This is a genomic window from Bradyrhizobium genomosp. I (2014) (genome assembly GCF_000261685.1).
Taxonomy (GTDB): domain Bacteria; phylum Pseudomonadota; class Alphaproteobacteria; order Rhizobiales; family Xanthobacteraceae; genus Bradyrhizobium.
This window is the reverse complement of the sequence record NZ_AJQE01000334.1, coordinates 1-2,256: the sequence shown is the minus strand read 5'-3', so window position 1 is coordinate 2,256 and position 2,256 is coordinate 1. Positions and strand designations below refer to the sequence as shown.

2 protein-coding genes and 1 pseudogene are annotated in these 2,256 nt (G+C 65.3%); all 3 read right to left on the bottom strand.

Annotated elements, in window-relative coordinates; translation table 11 throughout:
- A pseudogene (locus IC50_RS30020) lies at positions 1-239 on the bottom strand (FAS1-like dehydratase domain-containing protein); the annotation flags it as partial.
- Positions 240-254: 15 nt separating this feature from the next.
- Positions 255-1,355 carry a CaiB/BaiF CoA transferase family protein gene (locus IC50_RS30015; protein WP_035713439.1) on the bottom strand — a complete coding sequence of 367 codons (1,101 nt, stop codon included), beginning with the start codon at positions 1,353-1,355 and terminating at the stop codon, positions 255-257.
- Between the two features lie 9 nt (positions 1,356-1,364).
- Positions 1,365-2,256: acyl-CoA dehydrogenase family protein (locus tag IC50_RS30010; protein WP_035713438.1), on the bottom strand; the 892-nt coding region annotated here is incomplete at its 5' end.

The window sequence follows — 2,256 nt, the reverse complement described above, 5'->3', positions numbered from 1 at the left end:
GGCAGGAAGCCGCCGCGGGTCGGGTGGCCGTCGGGCCCGAGCATCGACATCGGGAACACCGGCTGCGCCAGGCACCAGTGCACCGTGAAGGGCGCAGCATCGCCGGCTTTGGGCTCGCCGACCTCCTGGAACAGCGTCGCGCGCAGGCCCTTCACGAGCTGCGCGGTGACGATGTCGGTGGCCTCCTGGCTGCGGCCGATCCATTGCCGCAAGTGATCGATGTCGAGCTTCTCGGTCATGACGCCTCGCTCTTGTTATCTGGACTGGGGACGTTCGCCGATGGCGGGCACCGGGCCGTAAGAGCGTGTCTCGCCGACGATGATCGGTGCCGGCGCGGGATAGCTGACGCGGCCGTTCGGCGTGTCGACCTCGATCCGGCGCAGATGCGGATGGTTGGCAAGATCGGCCATCGTGTTGACCTCGGCAAACGCAATGTCGGCATCCGACAGCCGCTTCAAGAGCTCGTCGCGCGTCATCTTGCCGAAGATGTCCGCGACCGTCTTGTCGGTGAAGTCCCGGTTGCGCACGCGCTCGACCATGTTGGCGACGCGCGGATCGGCCGGCAGGTCCGGCTGGTCCAGCACCTTCGCGCACAGCGTCTTCCACTCGCGCTCGCTCTGGATCGAGATCAGGATGTCCTTGCCATCCTTCGAGGTGAACACGCCGTAAGGAGCGATCGAGGGGTGGCGCAGGCCCATGCGCCTGGGCGGATTGCCGGCCTCGGCGTTGAGCAGCGGCACGGTGCACCAATCCGCCATCACGTCGAACATCGAGATGCGGATATCGGCGCCCTTGCCGGTGCGCCCGCGCGCGATCAGCGCTTCCAGGATCGCCGCATGCGCGGTCGCGCCCGTGGCGACGTCGACGATCGACATGCCGACGCGCGAAGCGCCATCGGGATTGCCGGTGATCGAGGCAAGCCCGCTCTCGGCCTGGATCAGCAGATCATAGGCCTTGCGATGCGCATAGGGCCCTTCGTCGCCATAGCCAGTGATGGTGCACGAGATCAGCCTCGGATAGTCCTTCAGCAGCCGCTCGCGCGAGAAGCCGAGCTTGTCCATCGAGCCGGGCTTGAGGTTCTGGATCAGCACGTCGGCGCTGGCGATCAGCTTCTCCAGCTCGGCGCGGCCTTCTTTCGTTGCAAGGTCGACCACCGCCGATTGCTTGCCGCGGTTGAGCCAGACGAAATAGCTGCTCTGGCCCTTGGCCGCCGCGTCATAGCCGCGAGCAAAATCGCCTTCGGGCCGCTCGATCTTGATCACCTCGGCGCCGGCATCGGCCAGGCGCGAGGAGCAGAACGGCGCCGCGACCGCCTGCTCGACCGCAATCACCCTGATCCCGTCAAGTGCTCCCATAATGTGACCTCAGTACGAGCGCGGCATGCCGAGCACGTGCTCGGCGACGAAGGAGAGCACGAGGTTGGTCGAGATCGGTGCCACCTGGTAGAGCCGCGTCTCGCGGAACTTACGCTCGACGTCGTATTCCTCGGCAAAGCCAAAGCCGCCATGGGTCTGGATGCAGGCGTTGGCCGCTTCCCAGGACGCATCCGCCGCCAGCATTTTTGCCATGTTGGCCTCCGCGCCGCAGTCGAGGCCGGCCTCGTATTTGCGCGTCGCTTCCTTCACCATCAGCTCGGCCGCGCGCATCGAGGCATAGGCCTTGGCGATCGGGAACTGGATGCCCTGGTTCTGGCCGATCGGCCGGCCGAAAACGCTGCGCTCCTTGGCGTAGTTCGTGGCCTTGGCAATGAACCATTTGGCGTCGCCGACGCATTCGGCGGCGATCAGGATGCGCTCGGCATTCATGCCGGAGAGGATGTAGCGGAAACCCTTGCCTTCCTCGCCGATCAGGTTCTCGGCCGGCACCTTCATGTCGGTAAAGAACACCTCTGTCGTGGCGTGGTTCATCATGGTGCGGATCGGGCGGATCTCGAGGCCATTGCCCTTGGCCTCGCGCATGTCCACGATGAACACCGAAAGGCCGTCCGTGCGCTTCTTGACCTGCTCCTTCGGCGTGGTGCGCGCCAGCAGCACCATCAGGTCGGAATGCTCGGCGCGGCTGGTCCAGATCTTCTGGCCGTTGACGATGTAGCTGTCGTTGCCGTCCTTGCGCGCGAAAGTCTTCAGCGAGGAGGTATCGGTGCCGCTGGTCGGCTCGGTGACGCCGAACGCCTGCAGCCGCAACTCGCCGCTCGCGATCTTCGGCAGATATTTGGCCTTCTGCTCGGCATTGCCGTGCCGCAGCACCGTTCCCATC